22 protein-coding genes are annotated in these 21,242 nt (G+C 63.0%); 5 read left to right on the forward strand and 17 right to left on the reverse strand.

All coding sequences use genetic code 11. The features are described 5' to 3' along the window. Positions 1 to 5: 5 nt before the first annotated feature. The 17 genes from IB275_RS21320 to IB275_RS21400 all read right to left on the reverse strand — a co-directional run bounded on the left by IB275_RS21320 (position 6) and on the right by IB275_RS21400 (position 17,249). A complete protein-coding gene (locus IB275_RS21320; protein WP_225601596.1) occupies positions 6 to 503 on the reverse strand; it encodes a hypothetical protein in 498 nt (165 codons plus the stop codon). 151 nt (positions 504 to 654) lie between these two features. Beyond that, positions 655 to 1,014: a DUF2802 domain-containing protein gene (locus IB275_RS21325; protein ID WP_167523289.1), complete on the reverse strand. Its 360-nt coding sequence runs from the start codon at positions 1,012 to 1,014 to the stop codon at positions 655 to 657. Positions 1,015 to 1,063: 49 nt separating this feature from the next. After that, positions 1,064 to 1,543: a chemotaxis protein CheW gene (locus IB275_RS21330; RefSeq protein WP_015476565.1), complete on the reverse strand. Its 480-nt coding sequence runs from the start codon at positions 1,541 to 1,543 to the stop codon at positions 1,064 to 1,066. A gap of 73 nt (positions 1,544 to 1,616) precedes the next feature. Further along, complete coding sequence (locus tag IB275_RS21335) at positions 1,617 to 2,576, reverse strand: CheW domain-containing protein (RefSeq protein ID WP_192290974.1); 960 nt, start codon at positions 2,574 to 2,576, stop codon at positions 1,617 to 1,619. A 97-nt stretch (positions 2,577 to 2,673) separates the two neighbouring features. Then, on the reverse strand, positions 2,674 to 3,462 hold the full coding sequence (locus IB275_RS21340; RefSeq protein WP_138215065.1) for a ParA family protein: 789 nt from the start codon (positions 3,460 to 3,462) through the stop codon (positions 2,674 to 2,676). Positions 3,463 to 3,511: 49 nt separating this feature from the next. Beyond that, positions 3,512 to 4,393: a flagellar motor protein MotD gene (motD, locus tag IB275_RS21345; RefSeq protein WP_192290976.1), complete on the reverse strand. Its 882-nt coding sequence runs from the start codon at positions 4,391 to 4,393 to the stop codon at positions 3,512 to 3,514. 16 nt (positions 4,394 to 4,409) lie between these two features. Continuing rightward, entirely contained in the window at positions 4,410 to 5,150 is a 741-nt protein-coding gene (locus IB275_RS21350) for a flagellar motor protein (RefSeq protein ID WP_138215067.1), read from the reverse strand. Continuing rightward, positions 5,150 to 6,268, reverse strand: a complete 1,119-nt coding sequence (locus IB275_RS21355; RefSeq protein ID WP_192290978.1) for a protein-glutamate methylesterase/protein-glutamine glutaminase — start codon at positions 6,266 to 6,268, stop codon at positions 5,150 to 5,152. The genes IB275_RS21350 and IB275_RS21355 overlap by 1 nt, the downstream gene beginning before the upstream one ends. Before the next feature lie 72 nt (positions 6,269 to 6,340). After that, the gene (locus IB275_RS21360; RefSeq protein WP_192290980.1) at positions 6,341 to 8,575 is read right to left on the reverse strand and encodes a chemotaxis protein CheA; all 2,235 of its coding nucleotides are present in this window, start codon (positions 8,573 to 8,575) and stop codon (positions 6,341 to 6,343) included. Positions 8,576 to 8,606: 31 nt separating this feature from the next. Beyond that, positions 8,607 to 9,389: a protein phosphatase CheZ gene (locus tag IB275_RS21365; RefSeq protein WP_045212054.1), complete on the reverse strand. Its 783-nt coding sequence runs from the start codon at positions 9,387 to 9,389 to the stop codon at positions 8,607 to 8,609. Positions 9,390 to 9,408: 19 nt separating this feature from the next. Next, the gene (locus IB275_RS21370; protein WP_009621098.1) at positions 9,409 to 9,783 is read right to left on the reverse strand and encodes a chemotaxis response regulator CheY; all 375 of its coding nucleotides are present in this window, start codon (positions 9,781 to 9,783) and stop codon (positions 9,409 to 9,411) included. Positions 9,784 to 9,980: 197 nt separating this feature from the next. Then, positions 9,981 to 10,730, reverse strand: coding sequence for an RNA polymerase sigma factor FliA (fliA, locus tag IB275_RS21375; protein ID WP_045212057.1), 750 nt, complete (start codon positions 10,728 to 10,730; stop codon positions 9,981 to 9,983). Further along, on the reverse strand, positions 10,727 to 11,554 hold the full coding sequence (gene fleN, locus IB275_RS21380) for a flagellar synthesis regulator FleN (RefSeq protein WP_017520297.1): 828 nt from the start codon (positions 11,552 to 11,554) through the stop codon (positions 10,727 to 10,729). The genes fliA and fleN overlap by 4 nt, the downstream gene beginning before the upstream one ends. 163 nt (positions 11,555 to 11,717) lie before the next feature. Further along, positions 11,718 to 13,028: a flagellar biosynthesis GTPase FlhF gene (gene flhF, locus IB275_RS21385; RefSeq protein WP_192290982.1), complete on the reverse strand. Its 1,311-nt coding sequence runs from the start codon at positions 13,026 to 13,028 to the stop codon at positions 11,718 to 11,720. 15 nt (positions 13,029 to 13,043) lie between these two features. Next, on the reverse strand, positions 13,044 to 15,167 hold the full coding sequence (flhA, locus tag IB275_RS21390) for a flagellar biosynthesis protein FlhA (protein WP_192290984.1): 2,124 nt from the start codon (positions 15,165 to 15,167) through the stop codon (positions 13,044 to 13,046). A gap of 114 nt (positions 15,168 to 15,281) precedes the next feature. Then, on the reverse strand, positions 15,282 to 15,866 hold the full coding sequence (locus IB275_RS21395) for a hypothetical protein (protein WP_192290986.1): 585 nt from the start codon (positions 15,864 to 15,866) through the stop codon (positions 15,282 to 15,284). A 102-nt stretch (positions 15,867 to 15,968) separates the two neighbouring features. Beyond that, positions 15,969 to 17,249 (reverse strand): TPM domain-containing protein, encoded by a 1,281-nt coding sequence (locus IB275_RS21400; protein ID WP_192290988.1) that lies wholly within the window; start codon positions 17,247 to 17,249, stop codon positions 15,969 to 15,971. Between the two features lie 325 nt (positions 17,250 to 17,574). On the opposite strand from IB275_RS21400, the gene IB275_RS21405 reads away from it, so the two are divergent. The 5 genes from IB275_RS21405 to IB275_RS21425 all read left to right on the forward strand — a co-directional run bounded on the left by IB275_RS21405 (position 17,575) and on the right by IB275_RS21425 (position 21,226). Next, entirely contained in the window at positions 17,575 to 18,072 is a 498-nt protein-coding gene (locus IB275_RS21405) for a hypothetical protein (protein ID WP_192290990.1), read from the forward strand. Next, positions 18,069 to 19,316: a PAAR domain-containing protein gene (locus IB275_RS21410; protein WP_225607675.1), complete on the forward strand. Its 1,248-nt coding sequence runs from the start codon at positions 18,069 to 18,071 to the stop codon at positions 19,314 to 19,316. Before IB275_RS21405 ends, IB275_RS21410 begins: the two co-directional genes overlap by 4 nt. Continuing rightward, entirely contained in the window at positions 19,297 to 19,875 is a 579-nt protein-coding gene (locus IB275_RS21415; RefSeq protein ID WP_192318820.1) for a hypothetical protein, read from the forward strand. The genes IB275_RS21410 and IB275_RS21415 overlap by 20 nt, the downstream gene beginning before the upstream one ends. A gap of 280 nt (positions 19,876 to 20,155) precedes the next feature. Next, entirely contained in the window at positions 20,156 to 20,560 is a 405-nt protein-coding gene (locus tag IB275_RS21420) for a hypothetical protein (protein WP_192290994.1), read from the forward strand. A gap of 87 nt (positions 20,561 to 20,647) precedes the next feature. Then, positions 20,648 to 21,226, forward strand: coding sequence for a hypothetical protein (locus IB275_RS21425; protein ID WP_192290996.1), 579 nt, complete (start codon positions 20,648 to 20,650; stop codon positions 21,224 to 21,226). Positions 21,227 to 21,242 lie beyond the last annotated feature (16 nt).

Consider the following 21,242-nt stretch of genomic DNA (forward strand, 5'->3'; position numbering starts at 1 on the left):
CCTTCTCAGCCGCGGCACTCGCAGCCGCTGCGGGCAGGAGGAAGGTCGCCGGCCGGGGCAAAGTCACTGAACTCGCGCACCGACTTGCGGATCGGCTGCTCGTCTTCGCTGTGGTAGAGCACCATGCTGCTGGTCACCTCGCGCAACTGCGCCAGGGAAATCGGCTTGTCCAACACATCCAGCAGCGGCACACGGTTGGCCCAGGCCCACTGCATCAGGCCGCGCCGCTCCTCCGCGCTGTAGTTCCCCACCAGCAGGAACTGGCGGAAGGTGTTGCTCTGGCTCAGCGCCTTCAGGCTCATCAGCTCGTTGGGGCCGGGGCGGAAATCGTCGTGGATGAACAGGCTGTAGCGCTGGCGGCCCGAAAGCGCCTTGCGGACTTCGTCCAGGTTCAGACACAGGCTCAGGTGGTAGAACTCCAGACGATTGAGCAGCACGCTGTAGTTCAGCAGCCGGCCGGGGTGCGAGCACAGCACCATGGCCCGGCGGGAAATGGTCGCCATATCGATGGCCTCGGAAAAATTTTGACGAGGCCAATTTAGCGACGTATTGCCGCGATTCTTATCAGACGAGTCCTAATTGCCTGTAGTGAAACTCCTACAAGCCAGGAATCCCGACAGGCGGCTGGGGCTCGAAAAAGGCGGCGGCGCGGGCTCAGTCCCGCGCCTTGCCCTGATGCAGGCGGGCGACCAGTTCGGCTTCTGCCTGGGACAGGCCGCAGCTCTGGGTCAGGTCTTCGGGACTGGCGCCCATGCCAACCAGACGTGCCGCCTGGCTGAAGGAGAGGCTGGTGGGGTCGCGCTGCTCGATGCGCACCAGGCGCTCGGGCAGCGGCGCGACCTGCTTGTTCAGCTCGCGCAGCTCCTCGCCCATGCGGATGTTGATCTGCTGGTACGACTCGATGCGCTTGCCCTGTTCCTTCAGGCGCTGCTCGAACACCGCCAGCTGCTTGGCCAGCTGCACCGCCTGGGCTTCCTGGGCGCGCTGCCGGCCGGACAGCCAGACGCAGGCCATCGCCAGGCCCGCGCAGGCGATACCGAGCACCACCAGAGCGATCAGCACCTCAGATGCTCTCCAGCTCCGACCACTCTTCCTCGGTCATCATCTTGTCCAGCTCGACCAGGATCAGCAGCTCGCCGTTCTTGTTGCAGACGCCCTGGATGAACTTGGCCGATTCCTCGTTACCGACGTTCGGCGCGGTCTCGATCTCGGACTGGCGGAGGTAGACGACCTCGGCGACGCTGTCGACGAGGATGCCCACTACCTGCTTGTCGGCTTCGATGATGACGATGCGGGTGTTGTCCGAGACCGGCGCCGGGTCCAGGCCGAAGCGCTGGCGGGTGTCGATCACGGTGACCACGTTACCGCGCAGGTTGATGATGCCCAGCACGTAGCTCGGAGCACCCGGGACCGGCGCGATCTCGGTGTAGCGCAGCACTTCCTGGACCTGCATCACGTTGATGCCGTAGGTCTCGTTGTCCAGGCGGAAGGTGACCCACTGCAGAATCGGATCTTCGGCACCTTGCGCTGACGTTTTCTTCATATCCCCTCGCCTCTTCTGGTTCCACGCCGCCTGCGGCGTGGAGGTTGTCTTTCAAATCTGCTTGCGCGCAGCCTCAGGGCTGCAGGCGCTTGGCGGCGCCGCTGGCGATCAGTTCGGCCAGGGCCGAGACATCGAGCAGTGCGCACATCTGGTCGATCACCGTGCCGGCCAGCCACGGGCGTTGCTGGCGCTGGCTGCGCCACTTCACCTCGGACGGGTCCAGGCGCACCGAGCGGCTGACCTGATGCACGGCCAGCCCCCACTCGTAGCCCTGCACGGAAATCACGTACTGCAGCCCCTCGCGGTAGTCGTCGCGGTAACGCTCGGGCATCACCCAGCGCGCGGTGTCGAGTACCTTCAGGTTGCCGTTCTGGCCCGGCAGGATGCCGAGGAACCAGTCGGGCTGGCCGAACAGCGGGGTCAGGTCGTGCCCCGCCAGTGGATAGATGGAGCCCAGGCAAACCAGCGGCACCGCCAGGGTCAATCCGGCGACGTCGAACAGCAGGCACTCGAAGGGCTCGGCGGCCCAGACCGGGCGACCGTCGTCGAGCAGCTTGAGCGGCGCGGCGGGCATCTCGGCGCTGCCGGGCTGGTGCAGGTCGATGACCTGACCCAGTTGCGCTGGCGGCTCGTCGGCCTCGGCAGCATCGGCAACGGGCGCTTCGATGACCGGGGCTACGGGCTCTGGCAGGCGCAGTTCGGCCACCGGAGCCGGGGTAACCGGTGCGCGAGCGGCGACGTTCAGGCGTGCATCGCGGACCTGCTCTTCGAGCACGGCCGCTTCGAATTCATCGAGGCTGACGCTGGCTTGCGGCGCCTGCTGTACCGCAACCTGAGGCTCGGCGATCAGCGGCGCGACCGGCTCGCTGACCACCAGCGCCACCGGGGCGATCGGAGCCGGAGCAACCGGCGCGGCGGCAGGCTGCGCCACCGGCTCCGGTGCGAAGTCTTCGAAAGTGGCCTCCTGCAGCAGCGCGTCCAGGTAGGACTGCAGCGCGAGCTGGGGGCGAGTGGCGGTAGCGGAACGACTCATGATGGATAACCGCGCAAGGTGACTGTCCAGCCTATCGGCAGCGGACGCGCCGCTCTTGAGCGCATCCGTCGGATTCTTTTGTTCAGGCCTGCCATCGTCAGGCTACCTGGCTCGCCGGCACATGGGCCAGCAGATGCTTGAGCAAAGCACGGTAGGCGATCACACCCCGGCTGTTGCTGTCGTTGCGCGACGGCACCGTGCCCAGCCGGCTGGCGTCGCGCAGCTTGGTATCCACCGGGATGAACGCCTGCCAGAGGGTTTCCGGGTAGGTATCGCGCAGCACCCGCAGGGTGCCCAGCGATGCCTGGGTACGGCGGTCGAACAGGGTCGGCACGATAGTGAAAGGCAGCGCCTGCTTGCGCGAGCGGTTGACCATCTTCAGCGTGTTGACCATGCGCTCCAGGCCCTTGAGGGCGAGGAACTCGGTCTGCACCGGGATCACCAGGTGCTGGCTGGCCGCCATGGCGTTGACCATCAGCACGCCCAGCAGCGGCGGGCTGTCGATGATCGCGTAGTCGAATTCGTTCCACAGCTGCGCCAGGCTCTTGGCGATCACCAGGCCCAGGCCGTTCTGCCCGGGCGACTGGCGCTCCAGGGTGGCCAGCGCGGTGCTCGACGGCAGCAGGCGGATGTTCTCGTGGCTGGTGGGTAGCAGCAGCGATTCCGGCAGCCCCTCGGGCACGTTGCCCTGGTGCAGGAACAGGTCGAACACGCTGTGCTCCAGGGTGTCCGGGTCATGCCCGAAGTAGCTGGTCATCGAGCCGTGGGGGTCCAGGTCGACGATCAGCACGCGCTTGCCGGCATCCGCCAGCAGGCCTGCCAATGCGATCGAGGATGTGGTCTTGCCGACGCCACCTTTCTGGTTGGCTACCGCCCAGACTTTCATAGTGCTGGCTCCCCGCAGGCCGTGATTCGGTTCAGGGTTTTCATATCGTTCAGTCCCCTGCCGATGACGAAGAATTGACGGCGCCACTGCCGGGCGCCTCACTGGCAATCACTGGTGCAGATTGCGTGCCAGCATGCCGCAACGCCGGGTCCGGCTGCGCCTTGCCACTGCCCACCCCGCTGATGCTGCGGCGCACCTCCAGGTTGCGGGAGATCACCAGCACCACCCGGCGGTTGCGTGCGCGGCCATCCGCCGTGGCATTGTCCGCCACTGGCTGGAATTCGCCATAGCCCACCGCCGCCAGCCGACCGGCGTCGAGGCCGTCCTGGGCGAGCATGCGGACGATGCTGGCGGCCCGTGCAGCGGACAGTTCCCAGTTGGTCGGGTACTGCGAATTATGGATCGGAACGTTGTCGGTGAAACCTTCGACGTGCACCGGGTTGCGGTAAGGCGCCAGAATCCTGGCGACCTTCTCGATGATCTCGAAGGCGGCGTCATTGGGAATGGCATCGCCGCTGGGGAACAGCAGGCTGGAATTGAGGGTGATCTCGATCCAGAACTCGTTGCCGCGCACCGACAGCTGGTCGGTGGAGATCAGGTCGCCGAAGGCCTGGCGCACGCTGTCGCTGATCTGCTGCAGGGTATCGGGGTTGCTCTGGGCCTGGCCGTCGTCCTGCGGCTCATTGAGCGACTGGTCCGGCTGCTGGGTGCGCGGGCGCTCCTCGCCGACCGGGATCGGGCGGATCGAGCGGTCCGGCTGGTTGAACACCCCGGTCAGGGTTTCCGAGAGGATCTTGTACTTGCCCTCGTTGATCGAGGAGATCGAGTACATCACCACGAAGAAGGCGAACAGCAGGGTGATGAAGTCCGCGTAGGACACCAGCCAGCGTTCGTGATTCTCGTGTTCCTCATGACGTCTGCGGCGAGGCATGCGCATCCCCTCCCCCTCAGCCGACGAAGCCTTGCAGCTTCAGCTCGATGGAGCGCGGGTTCTCACCCTCGGCGATGGACAGCAGGCCCTCCATGAGCATTTCGCGGTAGCAGGACTGGCGCAGCACGATGCTTTTCAGCTTGTTGCCGATGGGCAACAGCAGCAGGTTGGCCAGGCCGACGCCGTAGATGGTGGCGACGAAGGCCACGGCAATACCGTTGCCCAGCTGGCTGGGGTCGGCGAGATTGCCCATCACGTGGATCAGGCCCATCACCGCACCGATGATGCCAATGGTCGGCGAGTAGCCGCCCATGGCTTCGAATACCTTGGCGGCCGCCAGGTCGCGGCTTTCCTGGTTGTACAGGTCGACTTCGAGGATGCTGCGGATGGCCTCGGGCTCGGTGCCGTCCACCAGCAGTTGCAGGCCCTTGCGCGCGTAAGGATCGCGCTCGGCGTCGGCAACGGTTTCCAGGCCCAGCAGGCCTTCCTTGCGCGCCGTCATGCTCCAGCCGACCACGTGGTTGATGCCGCCGACCAGATCCACCTTGGGTGGCAGGACCATCCAGCGCAGCATGGTCACAGCGCGCTTGAGCACCGCGACCGGGGTCTGCAGCAGTGCGGCGGCCAGGGTGCCGCCCACCACGATCAGTGCCGCCGGGCCGTTGGCCAGGGCACCGACGTGCCCGCCCTCGAGGAAGTTGCCGCCGATGATGGCAACCAGCGCGAGGATCAGGCCGACCAGGCTGAGGACATCCATCAGCCGCAGGCCTCGGTCAGGTGCCGGCCGATGTCGTCCAGGCTGTACACCGCGTCGGCCAGGCCGGCCTTGGCGATCGCCATGGGCATGCCGTAGATCACGCAGCTGGCTTCATCCTGTGCCCAAACCTGGGCGCCGCCCTGCTTGAGCATGCGCGCGCCTTCGCGGCCGTCAGCGCCCATGCCGGTGAGGACCACCGCCAGGACCTTGTCGCCATAGGCCTTGGACGCGGAACCGAAGGTCACGTCGACGCAGGGCTTGTAGTTCAGGCGTTCGTCACCGGGCAGGATGCGGATCGCGCCACGGGCGTCGACCATCATCTGCTTGCCGCCGGGAGCCAACAGGGCCACGCCGGGACGCAGGATGTCGCCATCCTCGGCTTCCTTGACGGTGATCTTGCACAGCTTGTCCAGGCGCTCGGCGAAGGCCTTGGTGAAGGCCGCCGGCATGTGCTGGATCAGCACCAGCGGCGCGGGGAAATTGGCAGGCAGCTGGGTCAGGACCCGCTGCAGCGCCACCGGCCCACCGGTCGAAGTGCCGATGGCTACCAGCCGGTAGGGCTTACGCTTTGGGGCGGCGGAAGTCGCCGGAGCCGGAGCGGCCAGCGCGTGGCTGGCGCCCGACGAAACGGGAGCGGCCGGACGCGCAGTGCCGGCAGCGGGAGCCGAAGCCGGCGCGGCCGGGCTCGACGAGTACGAAGAGTACGCGGCGAAGCGGCGGTTGCTCTTGGCGATGGTGTGGACCTTCTCGCACAGCAACTGGCGGACCTTGTCCGGGTTGCGCGAGATGTCCTCGAAATTCTTCGGCAGGTAATCGACGGCGCCGGCGTCCAGCGCGTCCAGGGTCACCCGCGCGCCCTCGTGGGTCAGCGAGGAGAACATCAGGACCGGCGTCGGGCAGCGCTGCATGATGGTCCGCACGGCGGTGATGCCGTCCATCAGCGGCATCTCGTAGTCCATGGTGATCACGTCGGGCTTGAGCGCCAGTGCCTGATCGATTGCCTCGCGGCCATTGGTTGCCGTGCCGACCACCTGGATCTGCGGGTCAGCCGAAAGAATCTCCGAGACGCGGCGGCGGAAGAACCCCGAATCGTCCACCACCAGGACTTTGACAGCCATAGACACTCCTGAAAAAAACTTCTTCCATCACACGGGCGGGCGCGGGGTCGTCCCACGTCCCGCCCATGGCGGTCAGATACGACGGGCGTAGCGCTTGAGCATGCTCGGCACGTCGAGGATCAGCGCAATGCGGCCGTCCCCGGTAATAGTCGCCCCCGCCATGCCCGGCGTGCCCTGCAGCATCTTGCCCAGCGGCTTGATCACTACTTCTTCCTGGCCCACCAACTGGTCGACCACGAAGCCGATGCGCTGGGTGCCCACGGAGAGGATCACCACGTGGCCCTCGCCCGGCTCGTCATACTGCGCGCCCGGCACCAGCCAGCGCTTGAGGTAGAACAACGGCAGGGCCTTGTCGCGGACGATCACCACTTCCTGGCCGTCGACCACATTGGTGTTCGACAGGTCGAGGTGGAAGATCTCATTGACGTTGACCAGCGGGAAGGCGAAGGCCTGGTTGCCCAGCATCACCATCAGGGTCGGCATGATCGCCAGGGTCAGCGGGACCTTGATGACGATCTTCGAGCCCTGGCCCTTGGTCGAGTAAATGTTGATGATGCCGTTGAGCTGGGAAATCTTGGTCTTCACCACGTCCATGCCGACACCGCGGCCGGAGACGTCGGAAATCTCGGTCTTGGTCGAGAAGCCCGGCGCGAAGATCAGGTTGTAGCAGTCGGACTCGGACAGGCGATCGGCCGCGTCCTTGTCCAGCAGCCCTTTTTCCACGGCCTTGGCGCGCAGCACATCCGGGTCCATGCCTTTGCCGTCGTCGGAGATCGACAGCAGGATGTGGTCGCCTTCCTGCTCGGCGGACAGCACCACCTTGCCCGAACGCGACTTGCCGGCGGCCTCTCGCTCGTCGGGGCCTTCGATGCCGTGGTCCACCGCGTTGCGCACCAGGTGCACCAGCGGGTCGGCCAGGGCCTCGACCAGGTTCTTGTCCAGGTCGGTCTCTTCGCCGATCAGCTCGAGGTTGATCTCTTTCTTCAGGTTGCGCGCCAGATCGCGGACCTGGCGCGGGAAGCGGCCGAAGACCTTCTTGATCGGCTGCATGCGGGTCTTCATGACCGACGACTGCAGGTCGGCGGTGACCACGTCGAGGTTGGAGACGGCCTTGGCCATCGCCTCGTCGCCGCTGTTCAGGCCCAGGCGCACCAGGCGGTTACGCACCAGCACCAGTTCGCCGACCATGTTCATGATCTCGTCCAGGCGGGCGGTGTCCACGCGCACGGTGGTTTCCGCTTCGTTGGCCGGCTTCTCGGCGGCGGCAGCGGTGGGCTTGGCCGGCGCTGGCTTGGCGGCAGCGGCCGGCGCCGGAGCGGCAGCAGGCTTGGGTGCGGGCGCAGCAGCCGCTTTGGGCTGTGCATGGGATGGCGCAGCCGCGACCGGCTCTTCCTTCGCGCCGGTAAACTGGCCTTTGCCGTGCAGCTCGTCGAGCAGCTTCTCGAATTCGTCGTCGGTGATGTTGTCGTCGCCGCCGACCGCCGGAGCTTCCTCAGGCTTGGTCTGGGCAACAGCCTCGACGGCAGCCGGGGCCTCTTCCTTCGCACCGGTGAACTGGCCCTTGCCGTGCAACTGGTCGAGCAGCGCTTCGAACTCGTCGTCGCTGATCTCGTCGCCAGCACCGACGGCGGGCGCCTCGGCAACCGGTGCCGGAGCCGCGCTGACGGGCTCCTTGGCAGCAGCGCTGAACTGGCCCTTGCCGTGCAGCTGGTCGAGCAGTGCTTCGAACTCGTCGTCGGTGATGTCGTCGCCACCGCTGCCAACCGGTGCGGCAGGCGCTTCGGCGGCGGGCTCGAGGGCATCCATCAGTTGTTCGAACTCGGCGTCGGTGATGTCGCCATAGGCGGCCGCAGCGGCCGGGGCCTCTTCCACGACAGGCTCGGCAACAGCCGCAGCGGGAGTTTCGGCAGGAGCAGCGTTCGGATCCGCCAGGCGCGACAGCGCGGCCAGCAGCTCGGGAGTCGCCGGCGTCGGCTCCTCCGCATCACGCACCTGCTGGAACATGACGTTGACGGTATCCAGCGCCTGCAGCATCACGTCCATCAGCTCGGCATCCACGCGGCGTTCGCCCTTGCGCAGCATGTCGAACACGTTCTCGGCGATGTGGCAGCACTCCACCAGCGCATTCAGCTGGAGGAAGCCGGCACCACCTTTGACGGTATGGAACCCACGGAAGATTGCGTTGAGCAGGTCCATGTCATCCGGGCGGCTTTCCAGCTCGACCAGTTGTTCGGACAGTAGCTCGAGAATCTCGCCGGCCTCCACCAGGAAGTCCTGGAGGATTTCGTCATCGGCGTCGAAGCTCATTCGGTGCTCCCTCTACAGCGTCAGCGGACGCTTAAAAACCAAGGCTGGACAACAGGTCATCGACATCGTCCTGACCGGATACGACGTCCTTTCTTGTATCGGCAGCAATCTGCGGACCTTCACCCTTGGACGATCTTTCTTTTTCCACCGCGTCGCGCATGCTCTCGTGGTCATGCTCGATGCCGGCGTAGCGATCGACCTGCCCCGCCATCCAGACCAGCTTCACCAGGTTCGACTCGACCTCGGTCACCAGCTTGGTGACGCGCTTGATCACTTGCCCGGTGAGGTCCTGGAAGTCCTGCGCGAGCAGGATGTCGTTCAGGTGCGCGGAAAGTTTGCGGCTGTCCTGGGCACTGATGTAGAGGAACTGCTCGACACGCTTGGCCAGGTCACGGAAGGCCTCGGGGCCCAGCTCGCGACGCATGAAACGCGACCAGTCTTCCTGCAGCTCCTTGGCCTGGGTCTCGATGTGCATGACCACCGGGGTGCACTCTTCCACCAGGTCCATGGTCCGATTGGCCGCTTTCTCGGTCATCGTTACCACGTAGGACAGGCGATCAGTGGCGTCGGCAATCTGCGAGACTTCCTGGGCGCGCGGGGAGCTGGGATCGATCTGGAAGTTGACGATGGCGTTGTGCAGCTCGCGGGTAAGCTTGCCTACCTCTTGGTAGAGCCCGCGATCACGCGCCTGGTTGAGCTCGGAGATCAGCTGCACGGCGGTCTGTACGTCGCCCTGCTCGAGGCAGTCGACCAATTCGCGCGCGTGTTTTTTCAGGGTCGACTCGAAGTCACCCGCGGATTCGTTGAAATCCATGACGCCCTCTTGGTCAGCCTCAGCCGCCGACCCGCTCGAAAATCTTCTCGATCTTTTCTTTCAGCACCTGAGCGGTGAAAGGCTTGACCACATAGCCGTTGACCCCGGCCTGGGCCGCTTCGATGATCTGGTCGCGCTTGGCTTCGGCGGTGACCATCAGTACCGGCAGGTGCTTCAGACGCTCGTCGGCGCGGACCGCACGCAGCAGGTCGATGCCGGTCATGCCGGGCATGTTCCAGTCGGTAACGAGGAAGTCGAAGTTGCCGCTGTGCAGCATCGGCAGCGCAGTGGTGCCGTCGTCGGCTTCTGCGGTGTTGGTGAACCCCAGGTCCCGCAGGAGGTTCTTGATGATGCGCCTCATCGTGGAAAAGTCGTCCACGATGAGAATTTTCATGTTCTTGTCCAAACCTGCCTCCATCGATACCAAACGCGCCTTGGCGGGCGTGCCGTCAATTCATCGAGCGCCGTGCGCTCTTTGCTGTGGGCGCGTCAAAGGAACGTCACCCAAAAATTCGTAAGCCTATAACTTGCCTAAGGAAAATCCCTTCAGCACCGCCTGTCAGAAGCAGCCGACGCGAAACTACCCGATGCTCAGCGAGCGCGCCACTCCGCCAGTCGCGAACGCAGGCGCGCGGCGCACTGGCTGTGCAGCTGGCTGACGCGGGACTCGCTGACACCCAGCACTTCGCCGATCTCCTTGAGGTTGAGTTCCTCGTCGTAGTACAGCGCCAGCACCAATCGCTCGCGCTCGGGCAACTTGGTGATTGCGTCGGCCAGGGCCGCCTGGAAGCGCTCGTCTTCCAGACCGTGGGACGGCTCGTTGTCGTGGTGCGAGGCGTCTTCGGCAAAGCCGCCGCCCTGGTCACCGTCCTGCAACATGTCATCGAAGCTGTACAGACGGCTGCCCTGGGTGTCGCTGAGGATGCCGTAATAATCTTCAAGGCTCATATTGAGTTCGGCAGCGACCTCCTGATCTTTAGCGTCACGTCCGGTGCGCGCTTCGACGGCGCGGATGGCGTCGCTGACCATGCGGGTGTTGCGGTGGACCGACCGCGGGGCCCAATCGCCCTTGCGCACCTCGTCGAGCATGGCGCCGCGGATGCGGATGCCGGCGTAGGTTTCGAAGCTCGCACCCTTGCCCTGATCGTATTTCTTCGCAGCCTCCAGCAGGCCGATCATGCCGGCCTGCATCAGGTCCTCCACCTGCACGCTGGCCGGCAGACGGCCGAGCAGGTGGTAGGCGATGCGCTTCACCAGCGGGGCGTGTTTCTGGATCAGCAGTTCCTGGGAGTTGTGCGCCTGTGCCTTGCTGTACATACGCGCTCCGGAGGCCGCGGTCATACGGCCGAACCCGTGGGATGTTGCACCAGGCGCTCGACGAAGAACTCCAGGTGCCCTCGAGGGTTGGCCGGCAGCGGCCAGCTGTCGACCTTCTGCGCCACCGCACGGAAGGCCAGGGAAGCCTTGCTGCGCGGGAACGCCTCATACACCGAACGCTGCTTCTGCACGGCCTTGCGCACCGACTCGTCGTAGGGAATGGCGCCGACGTATTGCAGCGCCACGTCCAGGAAGCGGTCGGTGACCTTGGTCAGCTTGGCGAACAGGTTGCGGCCCTCCTGGGGGCTGTGGGCCATGTTCGCCAGCACGCGGAAACGGGTCATGCCGTAGTCGCGGTTGAGCAGCTTGATCAAAGCGTAGGCATCGGTGATGGACGTGGGTTCATCACAAACGACCAGCAGCACTTCCTGGGCGGCACGCACGAAGCTCACCACCGAGTCGCCGATGCCGGCGGCGGTGTCCACCACCAGCACGTCGATGTTGTCGCTGATGTCGCTGAACGCCTGGATCAGGCCGGCGTGTTGCATCGGCGTGAGGTGCACCATGCTCTGGGTGCCCGAGGCCGCCGGGACGATGCGGATGCCGCCGGGGCCCTGGAGGATCACGTCACGCAGGTCGCATTCGCCTTCGATGACGTCGGCCAGCGTGCGCTTGGGCGACAGCCCCAGCAGCACGTCGACGTTGGCCAGGCCCAGGTCGGCATCCAGCAGCATGACGCGGCGGCCGAGATCGGCCAGCGCCAGCGACAGATTCACCGACACGTTGGTCTTGCCCACGCCACCCTTGCCGCCGGTGACTGCGATTACCTGAACGGGATGCATACCCATATCAATACCTTGTCTCGTCGTTCGACCGTCACGCATCGGCGTTTCGGCTAATCCGGCTGCAGTGCTCTACTGCCTCCGGCGCTCGCGGATCGTCTTGCAGAGCATCCGCATCGCTTGGGCGGCTCAACCGGCCACCCCACGCCCCACCCGGGGCTCACAATCTTCAGCTGGCGCGACGCACCGGCTGTTGGTAAAGGCCGGCGAACATGTCCGCCATGGCATCCTCGCAAGGCTCTTCGGGCGACTGCAGGCTCACCGCGCGGCTGACCAGTTGGTGCGCGCGTGCCACATGCAGGTCGTCCGGGATCTTCGGCCCGTCAGCCAGATAGGCTACCGGTAGATGCTGGCTGATAGCCAGAGCCAGAGCTTCGCCGAGGCTTCCCGCTTCGTCCAGCTTGGTCAGGATGCACCCGGCCAGCCCACAGGAACGATAGTTCTGCCAGGCGGACTTGAGTACCTGGCTCTGGCTGGTCGCGGCCAGCACGAGGTAATTCTTCACATTCAGGCTCAGCGACGACAGCGCTTCGAGCTGCATGCGCAGCGCCGGATCGTTGGCGGGCAGGCCGGCGGTATCGATCAGCACCAGGCGCTTGCGCGCCAGCGGTGCCATGGCCTGGATCAGCGACTGGCCCGGATCGACCAGGGTCACCGGCACATTGAGAATGCGGCCGAGGGTCTTGATCTGCTCCTGCGCACCGATGCGGAAGCTGTCCATGGACACCAGGGCGATGCTCTGCGCGCCGTACTTCAGTACGTAGCGGGCGGCCAGCTTGGCCAGGGTAGTGGTCTTGCCCATGCCGGCCGGGCCGACCAGGGCGATCACGCCGCCCTGTTCCAGCAGGTCGATTTCCGGGGTGTTGATCGAGCGCGCCAGATGCGCCAGCAGCATGCGCCAGGCCTGCTTCGGGTCGGCAATGGACGCCACGCGCTCCAGCAGGTTGCGTGACAGGTCAGCCGGCAGTCCCATGCGCTGCAGGCGACGCCACAGGCCGGCCTGTTTCGGGCGCTGGTTCTGCAGCTGGTTCCAGGCAATCGAGCCCAGCTGCACTTCGATCAGTTCGCGCAGGCCGTTGAGCTCGAAGCGCATGGCTTCCAGCGCCTGCTGGCCGGCAGCGGCCGGTGCCGGGGCAACCGGTGCATCGATGGCGGCGGCCAGGGTTTCGGCGGCGCTGCGACGCGGCTTCTCGGTGCCGTACATTTGACGGTCGCCGCGCACGCTATCGCTGGCGCGGGTCGGAGCCGACAGGTCAGCCTTGGCCTGGGCGATCTTCGCCTGGGTCTTGCGCAGCTCGGCTTCCAGCGCCGGGTTCGGCTTGCTGGCTGCCACCGGGGCCTGGTAATCCAGCGCCGCGGTCAGCTCTACGCCACCTGCGACACGGCGATTGCCGATGATCGAGGCGTCCGGGCCCAGCTCGTCACGGACCAGTTTCATGGCCTGACGCATATCAGCGGCGAAGAAGCGTTTTACCTGCATGGCCTGCGACCTCAATCAATTCTGCCCAACAGTGGCAACGATCGTGACTTGTTTGTTGTCGGGGATTTCCTGGTAAGCCAGCACGTTCATGGTGGGAACCGCCATCCGGGCGAATCGCGACATCATCGCGCGGATGGGACCTGCCACCAGCAGAATCGCCGGCTTGCCGAGCATCTCCTGACGCTGCGCCGCTTCAACCATCGAGCGTTGCAGCTTTTCGGCCATTCCGGGTTCCAGCAACATGCCTTCTTCGGAGCCCTGTCCGGCCTTCTGAAGACTATTGAGCAATATCTGTTCCAACCTGGGTTCCAGAGTGATCACAGGCAGCTCCGGCTCTAGTCCCACAATGGTTTGCACGATTGCGCGGGACAGCGCGACACGAACCGCTGCCACCATCGCGGCGGGATCTTGACTCTTCACCGCCACGTTGGCGATGGCTTCCGCGATGGTACGGATGTCACGTACCGGCACCTGTTCCTGCAGCAACGCCTGAAGGACCTTGAGCAGCGTCGACAGGGAAATCATCCCCGGCACCAGCTCTTCGGCAAGCTTGGGCGAAGTCTTGGCCAGCAGTTGCATCAGTTGCTGGACTTCCTCGTGACCCAGCAACTCGTGGGCATGCTTGTGCAGCACCTGGTTGAGGTGGGTGGCGACCACGGTGCTGGCATCGACCACGGTGTAGCCCAGCGATTGCGCCTGATCACGCTGCGAGGCCTCGACCCACACGGCCTCCAGGCCGAAGGCCGGGTCCTTGCCGGCGATGCCGTTGAGGGTGCCGAACACCTGGCCGGGGTTGATCGCCAGATCGCGGTCCGGGTAGATCTCGGCTTCCGCCACGCTGACGCCCATGAGCGTCAAACGATAGGCGTTGGGCAACAGGTCAAGGTTGTCGCGGATATGTACCGAAGGCATCAGGAAGCCGAGGTCCTGGGACAGCTTCTTGCGCACGCCCTTGATCCGCGCCAGCAGCTGTCCACCCTGGTTGCGGTCCACCAGCGGAATCAGGCGGTAGCCTACCTCCAGGCCGACCATGTCCACCGGGGTCACGTCGTCCCAGCCCAGCTCCTTGGTCTGCTCGGCGCGCTGTGCCGGCAGCAGTTCCTGCTGGGTCTGGGCTTCCTGCTCGGCCTTCTGGCTGGCCTGGCGCTGGCGGTGCCAGATCAGGTACGCGCCAGCAGCGGCCAGGCCACCCAGGCCCACGAAGGAGACGTGCGGCATGCCGGGGACCAGGCCCATGGCGATCAGGATGGCGGCAGAGATCGCCAGCGCCTTGGGCGAGGCGAACATCTGGCGATTGACCTGCTGGCCCATGTCCTCGGAGCTGGAGACACGGGTCACCATGATCGCGGCAGCGGTGGACAGCAGCAGCGAGGGCAGTTGCGCCACCAGGCCGTCACCGATGGTCAGCAGGGCGTAGACCTTGCCGGCGTCGCCGAAGCTCATCGAGTGCTGGATCATGCCGATGGCCACGCCACCGATGAGGTTGATGAAGAGGATCAGCAGGCCGGCGACGGCGTCACCGCGGACGAACTTGCTGGCACCATCCATCGAACCGTAGAAGTCGGCTTCCTGGGCCACTTCAGCGCGGCGCTTCTTGGCTTCCGCCTGCTCGATCAGGCCGGCGTTGAGGTCGGCGTCGATGGCCATCTGCTTGCCGGGCATGGCGTCGAGGGTGAAACGCGCGCTCACCTCGGAGATACGCCCGGCACCCTTGGTGACCACCACGAAGTTGATGATCATGAGGATCGCGAAAACCACGATACCGACGACGTAGTTGCCGCCGATCACCACCTCGCCGAATGCCTGGATCACCTTGCCCGCAGCCGCGTGGCCGTCGTGGCCGTGCAGCAGCACGACGCGGGTGGATGCGACGTTCAGCGCCAGGCGCAAAAGCGTGGCGACCAGCAGGATGGTCGGGAACACGGCGAAGTCCAGCGGGCGCAGGGCGTAAACGCTGACCAGCAGGACCACGATGGACAGGGCGATGTTGAAGGTGAACAGCACATCCAGCAGGAACGGCGGGATGGGCAGGGTCATCATCGCCAGCATGGCGAGCAACAGCAGCGGCACGCCGAGGTTGCCCCGGCTGAGCCCTACCAGATTGCTGCGAACAGTGCCGATCAGTTGCGTACGATCCACCCGAATTTCCCCTGCGCGTTGGTGACCGAGCCGGCCACCGGATCAAACTTTTGACGCCCAACCGGGCATCCGCACAGGGTTTTGCAGGAAGCGTTCCAACTTCTTCGAAACGCTTCAGGAACTGTCTTTCACCAGTTTGAAAGTACCGTCCTTGAAGCTGCCCGCCACCGCGCAGGTGGACTGGTTGGCGTCGCTGCGCGCCTCGAATCGGTAGTGGCCGGACATCACGCCGTACTCGGTGTCGTCTTCGCTGCGGACGATCTCCACGCGGTCGATCACCAGCTCGCCATGACCGGCGCGCAAGGCATCCTCGGGCACCTCCTGGAACAGTACCGCCGCGCCCTCACCCAGCCTTGCCCGACCCTCGCGCTGGGGGCCTATGGCGTAGCGACCGGAGAGCTTCGAAGGATCCAGGCGCAACTGGTCCTGCGCAGTGGTCAGGTGGAACTGCGCGGTGAGCGTCGCCGGGTGGCCGCCCTCTCCCTGCACCGCCAGAGGCACGCCAACCACCAGCTGGTTGTCACCGCTGAGCTGGGCGACATACAGCGAGCCCCACCAGCGATCGGTCACCTGCGCTTCGTGCTGGGTGCCACAGACCTGCAGGCGGTACTGCGTCACCGGTGTATCGGGTGCGCAGGCGCCGCACAGTCCGACGCCCACCGCCATCGCCAGCATCCTGAAGTGTCTCGCTTCGCTCATCGCCCTTCTCCGCTCAGTGCCCCGGCGCACGAAGGCTGGCGCCCTCGCGTCGAAGGTTCGACCGGCAACTCCCGGCGAAAGGTTCCCCTGTCTTTAGGCCGGTCACCAGCTCCCGGAGGCACCGCCTCCGCCACTGGAACCACCGCCACCGGAGAACCCACCGCCCGAACTGCCGCCGGACGACCCGCTGGACGAACTGCCGCCGGAGCCCGAGCTGCCGCCCGCGCCGCCCTGCCCCGCCGCGAACACTACCAGCCCCGGCAGGCACATGAACGGCAGCACCAGCAGCCAGTTCAGCGGAGCCGCCGGAGCACCGGCGAAGAAACCGATCAGCAGGTACAGGCCGAGGAATATCGCCAGGCGCCAGTAGAAGGCCTTGTGCCCGGCCGGCGCCTTGGCGGTCTTGCGCCCTTTGCGCCCCTTGCGAGGTCCGCGCCAGACGTCGCGCATCATCGAGATCAGCAGCCACCAGAGGCCGATGACCATCAGCACCGCCAGCGGAGCAGCCAGCGCATAGACCCAGAGCAGGCCGCCGAAGCGCGGCGTCAGGAAACCGAGCAGGATGCAGTAGGCAATCAGCCCCAGCACGCCGTAGAACACCACCCGAGCCGTCCACAGCGCACCGAAGGTAGCGCCGCCGACCAGCAGGCAGATTGGCGTGACGGCAACCACTCCCAGGGCATCCTTGCCGCCGGACAATATGGCCACCAGCACGACCACCACCGCGCAAAACGCCAGTGCGCCGCGCCAGCCCATCCGCCGTGCGGCCAGCAGCACGCCACCCACGCCACCGGCCACAAAGGACGCCAGCAACAGCCAGGCTTCCAGCGGCAAGCGCAAGGGTTCGGAGGCGGGCTCCGGCAGCACCTCGCCATCGACCAGCAGGATCAGCGCATCCACCGCCGAATCGATACCGCCAGCGAAATCGCCCTCGCGGAAGGCCGGCGCCATGCGCTCGCGGATGATGCGCCCGGCCAGCACGTCGGGAATCGCGCCTTCCAGGCCATAGCCGACCTCGATGCGCATCAGGTGATCGTCCTTCGCCACCACCACCAGCACACCGTCGTCCACGCCCTTGCGGCCGAGCTTCCAGAGGTCGAACAGCTTGTTGGAGAAGGCCTCAATGCCCATCTTGCCCACCGTCGGCAGCATCACCACGGCGATCTGCGCACCACGCCGGTCCTCCAGAGCCTTGAGCTTGTCGATCAGGCGCGCCTTGGCGGCGGGGTCGAGGGTGCCAGTGACGTCCACCACACGCTCGCTCAGCGGCAGCAGCACGCCACCATCGGCGGGCGCGTCGGCCCAGACGGGCTGGACGCAGGTGAAGAGGCAGAGCAAGAGCCAGAACGCGAAGCGCAGGCCGGCGAAGGAATCCCGAAGCATGAAACGTTTCCTTGGCTGAACAGGCCGCCCGGAGCCTTCGACGCCGGACGCAGGCCGACCATCCTACTGCACGGGCGGAGCCTGCGGGTCACTCGTCCCGGCGCAGGTCCGGCGGGATCGGCAGGTCCAGCCGGAATATCGCCCCACAGTCCTACGCAGCTTTCGCGTCTCAACCCTCCCAGTATCTCCAACTGAAATCCCGATTAGCACAGCAACCTCGGCCACTTCCGACAGCCGCGCCCATATCACCATTGATAGCGTTCTGGGCTCCGCCTGCATTCCCCGGAGTAGGGAAATCAGCGCACTGCTCAATCAGGAGAACGGTATGACTCACACACCAAGCCCCCGCATTTATTACACCAACGAGACAACCGAAGCATTGTTGCGCAAGCTGGATGAGTTGCCTTTTTCAGAGGAGCAACTCGCTTCTTTCCATCCAGCGGAACTCGAAACGATACGCCAGAGCCAATCGCGGCTGCTCACGCATCCGGCGGCAGGTATTCGCCGGCTTGCCACCGAAGGTAGCCAGAGCCGACTGGGTGGAAGAATCGTCAGAGGGAGTTCGCCAGTGAACTTCACGCTTGCCGATGGCGAAAAAGTCTCTGCCACCATCATCGGGGACCTGGTCGAATATCCGGATGGAAGCATTGCCCATATCGTGACAGGCGCAGGCCAGAGCTATTCCAACCTTGCCCTGGTTGGCAGCCTGCTGGACAACGGCGACGAAATCGTCAACACCCCGCAAGGCTGCGCCGTCCTTGTCCTCCGCAAGGGGCACACCTGGCCCGGCGACTTCCTTCCAGGCTCGGAAGCTCAGCGATGAGCCGCCCGGAAATCTATGGGCGCGGTCAGGCCCTGGACGGTGACAAGACAACCTCGGGCGCGACCCTGATCAGCACCTTGACGTACTCCGCGACGAGCCTCTCCCGAGGCATCGTCCGAATGGGAGACCCAACCACCACCTGCCCCAGATGTGGCCGGGAGGGAGTCGTCGCCGAAGGCGACCCCAGGAACAAATGGGACGGTGCACTCTGTGCTGTGGACGGCAATATCGTCAGTTGCGGCTGTCCACATGGGAGCAATCGAATCATCGCTCCGCTGGGGCCAATGTCCTTGAGCAAGGTCGCTGAGCCCATTAAGGCAGCCAACCAGTCGAGCCACTCCCTGACCTCATCGCCCAACGCTCCGGCAAAATCCAACCAGACGCTCACCGCAACTGAAAAGCCGGAAGCCACTGAAAAAGGCCCCCAGACTCCCGAGCTGATCGCCGTTGCCGGCAGCCAGCACGATAACGCTTCGGGCAACAAGATGATGTTCATCGGCCAGGCCGTTCGTGAACTGGGGGAGTTCAAGCGCAGCCAGCCGGCGATGATGCGGACGCTAGTGCTGTTCACCCCGGCCTATAACGGCACCATGCTCAGTGCGGCGCGCAGCTCTGCCGAAGCCTATGGAGCAAGCGTGGTCACCGTCACGAATGCCGTTGAACTGATTGACTACCTGAACAGTGGCAAGGACCGAAAGCAATCGCCCATCAAGCAGCTATCCCTCTTTAGCCATGGTGTGCCGCACCGGGTTGCGTTCGGTTATCACACCACCGACGACTATCAGATGTCCCTCGACGTTCTGAACTACAGCAAGCTCTCACCGCAAGCATTCTCCCCCACCGCCCGAATTGACAGCTACGCCTGCCGCACCGGCATGGGCAATCGCCCTGATTACCCTATCGAAGAAGCCATCCAGTTCTTCCCGCAGACCAATGAGAGCCTCGCGCAACTGCTGGCCAACCATTTACGGGTCAAGGTACGCGCCTATGTTCGTCGCTCGGATTACAGGAACACCTGGGGGACGTTCGAGGAACGTCGCATGGGTGATCTTTGTGGGATCACTGACAGCTCAGTTCCCGGGCAGGAGTGGTGCAAGAAATGGAATCTCTTAAGAAGGGAACGCAAGGACAATAATGATGAGTTCGACTTTACGTACCAAAAAACTGGAGCTCTCAATCCTGTGATATCGGGCGACACCCCGCTTGGGGTACCAGGAGGTCACCTTGAGTTCATCGCAAAGTAAGACACTCTGGATTTTAATCATAATTTTACTCTTGCCACTAGCAGCGGCACTCCGCTACGGATACAACGTCATGACCAGCACATACAAAACAGACTTAGGGAACGGGGTAGCAATATACGCTGATGAATATGTAAAAACTGGCAAATGGGTTTTCCACTGCGGCCACTCTAGACTTATAAGTCGAGAACCACTACCCGTACCAATTATGGACTTCGAGAAATCCCCAAAAATAACTACCGGCGAAATGCATGACCTTAATGAAACTGACAAGAAACTTGCAAAAAAAGCAATCAACGATCTCATAACAACTCCCGAATGGTATAAGAAACTAAACTATAGATACTCTGTTCTAGGCGAAAGCAGTGACTTGAGCAGTCATGTCTTTGGGCTACTTGGTGATAATTACGGAAAGCGATGGGGATTTAGAGTCTGGCAAGAAATTGACTACGACGGCACGTCGAGCTTCGATATAACAGCCAAGCCGTACGACCCTAAAACTTATGTCGACCATTCCAAGGCCCTGCAAATGGCCGCGAAGAGCTGTCCCATTCCACAGTAAGAGGCACAACGTAAAAGCCTGGGTGCACCACCTTCTACCGAGGCGCTGCCCCCAGAGTCTGGAGTCGGCCTAATCCCACTCGTCAACTTGACAAAACCATTATAAATGAGAACTCCTTGATACCTTACCGAAGTAAAGGCTTCTGGATAGCCTTAGTCATATTTTCTTCCACTCTACTGATGACTGCTCGCTACGGAATTAAGGTAATGACGAGCGCTTATAAAACGGACATGGGGAACGGCGTAGCAATCTATGCCAATGACTATGTAAAAACCGGCCAATGGGTTTTCGACTGCACCTACTCACGTTTAATAAACCGCACCCCACTGCCGCCCCCATGGTAGATCCTAAATACTATTCCATCGGCGATATGCACCTCCTTACAAAACCCGAAAAAGAGCAGGCCAAGGCAGCCATCAACGAAGAATTAAAAGAAGAAAATTGGTACAGAAATCTGAGATACGCCTACTCAGGAATGAACACATACAGCACCCTAAACGTTCATGTATTTAACCTATTAATAAAACACAATGGGAGAACATGGATTTTGAAGGTTCGCCATTGGCTCAACAACAAGAATATGCCAAGCATTGAGATAACTGCTGAGCCCTATACCGCTGAGACCTATGTAGATTACGAAAAAGCATTAGAAATGGCTATCAAGAGCTGTTCCAAATCTCAATAATTACCAGGGCGCCGACTGATCGACTCAACCGGCGCTCTTCTCCGATCCGCTCAAGTCCCATAACAATTGAAGCACTTGGAGAAAACCTTGAGTTCTTACCGAAGCAAAGGTTTCTGGATTGCCTTTATAGTTTTGCTCCCTCTGCTGTTGATCATCGCCTACCACGAGCTTAAGGCAGTGACGAGCGTTTACAAACATGACCTAGGGAACGGCGTAGTAATCTACGCAGATGACCATGTAAAAACTGGCCAATGGGTATTCTATTGCAAATATCGCCGATTAATAAGCCGCAAGCCACTATCTGCGCCACTGCTTGAGTTGAAAAATGCAGGAGAGCTACCTTTCACCAACATGTTTAATCTAAACAAATCGGATGAGCAATCTGCCAGAGAGGCTCTGAAGGCCATCACCAAAACTCACGATTGGTATAAAAATCTACGCTATCTATACTCTGCTTTAGATGATAACAGCGACATTAGATACCATACATTTGATCTATTAATCGACCATTCCGGTCGTGCTTGGGCAATTATTCTTGACCAGTTAATTGACCATCCTGGGAAATCCAGCTTCGCCATCACTGCCATACCCTACAATCAAGAAACCTACGTGAATTACCGCACGGCATTGCTGGATGCTGCCAATAGTTGTCCAATATTGCAGTAAGGCGTCGATAGCGAAG

This window comes from Pseudomonas sp. PDM21, assembly GCF_014852505.2.
Taxonomy (GTDB): Bacteria; Pseudomonadota; Gammaproteobacteria; order Pseudomonadales; family Pseudomonadaceae; genus Pseudomonas.

Excerpts from the sequence above, each read along its gene's own strand:
- IB275_RS21320 (WP_225601596.1), bottom strand. The coding sequence starts at position 503 with ATGGCGACCATTTCCCGCCGGGCCATGGTGCTGTGCTCGCACCCCGGC.
- fleN (WP_017520297.1), bottom strand. The coding sequence starts at position 11,554 with ATGGGTATGCATCCCGTTCAGGTAATCGCAGTCACCGGCGGCAAGGGT.
- IB275_RS21340 (WP_138215065.1), bottom strand. The coding sequence starts at position 3,462 with ATGAAAGTCTGGGCGGTAGCCAACCAGAAAGGTGGCGTCGGCAAGACC.
- IB275_RS21350 (WP_138215067.1), bottom strand. The coding sequence starts at position 5,150 with ATGGATGTCCTCAGCCTGGTCGGCCTGATCCTCGCGCTGGTTGCCATC.
- IB275_RS21330 (WP_015476565.1), bottom strand. The coding sequence starts at position 1,543 with ATGAAGAAAACGTCAGCGCAAGGTGCCGAAGATCCGATTCTGCAGTGG.
- IB275_RS21360 (WP_192290980.1), bottom strand. The coding sequence starts at position 8,575 with ATGAGCTTCGACGCCGATGACGAAATCCTCCAGGACTTCCTGGTGGAG.
- IB275_RS21405 (WP_192290990.1), top strand. The coding sequence starts at position 17,575 with ATGACTCACACACCAAGCCCCCGCATTTATTACACCAACGAGACAACC.
- flhF (WP_192290982.1), bottom strand. The coding sequence starts at position 13,028 with ATGCAGGTAAAACGCTTCTTCGCCGCTGATATGCGTCAGGCCATGAAA.
- IB275_RS21410 (WP_225607675.1), top strand. The coding sequence starts at position 18,069 with ATGAGCCGCCCGGAAATCTATGGGCGCGGTCAGGCCCTGGACGGTGAC.
- IB275_RS21365 (WP_045212054.1), bottom strand. The coding sequence starts at position 9,389 with ATGGATTTCAACGAATCCGCGGGTGACTTCGAGTCGACCCTGAAAAAA.
- motD (WP_192290976.1), bottom strand. The coding sequence starts at position 4,393 with ATGCCTCGCCGCAGACGTCATGAGGAACACGAGAATCACGAACGCTGG.
- fliA (WP_045212057.1), bottom strand. The coding sequence starts at position 10,730 with ATGACCGCGGCCTCCGGAGCGCGTATGTACAGCAAGGCACAGGCGCAC.
- IB275_RS21395 (WP_192290986.1), bottom strand. The coding sequence starts at position 15,866 with ATGAGCGAAGCGAGACACTTCAGGATGCTGGCGATGGCGGTGGGCGTC.
- IB275_RS21370 (WP_009621098.1), bottom strand. The coding sequence starts at position 9,783 with ATGAAAATTCTCATCGTGGACGACTTTTCCACGATGAGGCGCATCATC.
- IB275_RS21325 (WP_167523289.1), bottom strand. The coding sequence starts at position 1,014 with ATGGCCTGCGTCTGGCTGTCCGGCCGGCAGCGCGCCCAGGAAGCCCAG.
- IB275_RS21355 (WP_192290978.1), bottom strand. The coding sequence starts at position 6,268 with ATGGCTGTCAAAGTCCTGGTGGTGGACGATTCGGGGTTCTTCCGCCGC.
- IB275_RS21335 (WP_192290974.1), bottom strand. The coding sequence starts at position 2,576 with ATGAGTCGTTCCGCTACCGCCACTCGCCCCCAGCTCGCGCTGCAGTCC.
- IB275_RS21400 (WP_192290988.1), bottom strand. The coding sequence starts at position 17,249 with ATGCTTCGGGATTCCTTCGCCGGCCTGCGCTTCGCGTTCTGGCTCTTG.
- IB275_RS21420 (WP_192290994.1), top strand. The coding sequence starts at position 20,156 with ATGGGTTTTCGACTGCACCTACTCACGTTTAATAAACCGCACCCCACT.